Annotated in this window: 1 protein-coding gene; it reads right to left on the bottom strand. The window is 73.8% G+C overall.

Annotation, left to right across the window (positions count from 1 at the left end; genetic code table 11):
* Positions 1 to 172 precede the first annotated feature (172 nt).
* A complete protein-coding gene (locus ACWCYO_RS40610) occupies positions 173 to 1,711 on the bottom strand; it encodes a hypothetical protein (protein WP_449787041.1) in 1,539 nt (512 codons plus the stop codon).
* Positions 1,712 to 2,251: the final 540 nt, after the last annotated feature.

The following is a 2,251-nucleotide window of genomic DNA, read 5'->3' as shown; positions in this document are numbered from 1 at the left end:
CGGTGCAGGCGACGCCGAGGACGGTGACGGCAGCCGGGGTGCACGGCGATCCGCCGATCGCCACCGGGCCCCGCCCTCCGGGTTCCCGCTCTCCGCAGGTCCAGTCGCCGCGATGCCCAGCCTCGGGGCGGCCTCGGTTCGACGTCGACCCGACGTCGGGCCGGCGCCGGCGCTACCGGTACTCGCGCAGCCGGGCCCGCACCCCCAGCGCGGTGAGCGCCAGCGCCGCCGCCAGCGCGGCCCCGGCCAGGGCCGCCGTGGTGCCGTCGAGGTCGCCGTCGGTCGCCGAGACCGCCGCGTCCATCGCCGTCCGGTTGACCGTGATGGTGTCCTCCATGGCCGCGCTCAACTGCCCGAACTGGTAGTTGGACTGCCCCTTGGCGAGCCCGGTGTTGAGCGTGATCGCGTCCTTGACCTTCCCCGTGTCGTGCAGGTTCCGCATCCGCCGGTCGATCACCTGGTACTCCTGGAAGGCGCCCAGGACCCGCTCGGCGGCGTCCTGCTCGCCGGGGAAGGTGATGTTGCGCAGCTCGCTGCCCAGGAAGCCGCCGAACGGGACGACGGAGCGGTCCGCGCGGTGCCGGTCGAAGGCGTTCTGCAGCTGGGAGCCGTAGCTGCCCAGGGTCGCGCCGTCGATTCGGACGACCGCCTGGCTCTGCTCCAGGTAGGCCTGCTCCCACACGGCCGCGCGGCCCGGGTCGATCAGGTAGCGGCTCTCGTCGGCGTTCATGTCGTACGCGACGGCGCGGGCCCGGCTGAGCGCGATCACCGAGTCGTAGGCGTCGCTCTTGGCGGTCACCAGGTGGTCGTCGGTGCGGCCCACCAGGCTCAGCCCGGTCACCAGCACCACACCGGTCAGCAACGTGACGGCCGCCAGCGCGGGGTTGAGCACCCGGCGGTAGCGCACGGCCAGCACGCGCTGGAGCCCGAGCAGCGCCGCGAGGGCGAGCAGGCCGACGACGAACAGCCACCACCAGCCGCTGCTCAGGGCGTCGCGCTGCTGGGCGTAGACGTGGTCGACGGTGGCCTCGTTGGCCGCGGTGACCTGGTCGGCGGCGGGCAGCAGCTGATTGCGCAGCAGGTCGGAGGCCTGCCGGTAGGCGTCCAGGGCGGCGGGCGAGGGCTGGCCGGCCGGGGCCTTGGCCTGTTCCTCCAGCAGCTGGGCGCGGGCCACCAGGGCCTCGTAGCTGCCGAGCCGGCCGAGCACCAGCTGGACGGCGCGCTGCCCGGCCGGGTCGCCGGCGGCCGACTGGGCGGCCTGCTGGAGGTCGTCGTCAGCCTGGTTGCGGCGCTGCTCGTAGGTGTCCAGGGTCTGCCTGCGCAGGGTGGTGTAGTCCTGGTCGTCGCCGACCAGCAGCAGGTTGGCGGCCTGGGCGTCCATGTCGCTGAGCGCGAAGTAGAGGTCCGCGGCACGGGTGGCCTGCGGGGCGGCCCGGTGGCCGATGGTGTCGGTGCCGTCGCGGGCGCCGCCGAGGACGGCGGTCGCGGTGGCGCCGAGGCCGATCAGGGCGGCCAGGCTCAGCGCGGCGAGGCCGCGGACCAGGCGCGGGGTGGTCCAGTACGAGCGGCTGCCGACCGTGCGGAGGCTCCGGCGGAGCCGGGCCAGCGGGCCGGACGTGGCACCCGGCCCGGCCGCTGGTCCGGGGCCGTCGTCCTCTCCCGCAGCCGCCTCCTCCGAGGTGGCCGATCCGCCCGCTGTCGAGGTGGTCATGACGACACGTCCCTTCCCCCGTTGCACGGCCTGCCGGGGCTCCGGGGTGAGCTCCGAGCGCAGAACCGTTTCTCTCCGCCGCGCGACGCTAGTGCCACCCCACCTGTGACGGAGCGCGTCCTGACGCCTCCTTGACGCCGCCGACCGCCCTTCTTGACGGTTCCTTAACACCGGTCGGATAGCAGGTCGAGAGCCGCTCGGAGAGCCGGCCTCAGAGCCGGGTCGCACTTACTCCGAAAACCGCGGCAGCGTCAACCCTCCCGCCCCGGCGGAACGTTCGTCCAGCTGGGCCGATTACGGACCGGCGCTGCCGCCACTACGCTACGTCGCGTCAACTACCCGGCTCTGAAGGGCCTGGCTTGAGGTCAACCATGTGCCCGATGAGTCGCCCCACCGGTGGTCACCTCGTCCTGCGCGGTGTTCTACGCCGCGCTGGGGCGGTTGACTGCGCCCCGCTGCCACGCATCAGCCGCGCGGTGGCGGATGTTGCGGGAGCCTCCCCCAGCCTTCGGCCGGGAGGTGCCCCCATCATCCGCGTGC

The organism is Kitasatospora sp. NPDC001683 (genome assembly GCF_053596495.1).
The sequence above is the reverse complement of the archived record's forward strand: the minus strand, read 5'-3'. Positions and strand labels throughout refer to the sequence as shown.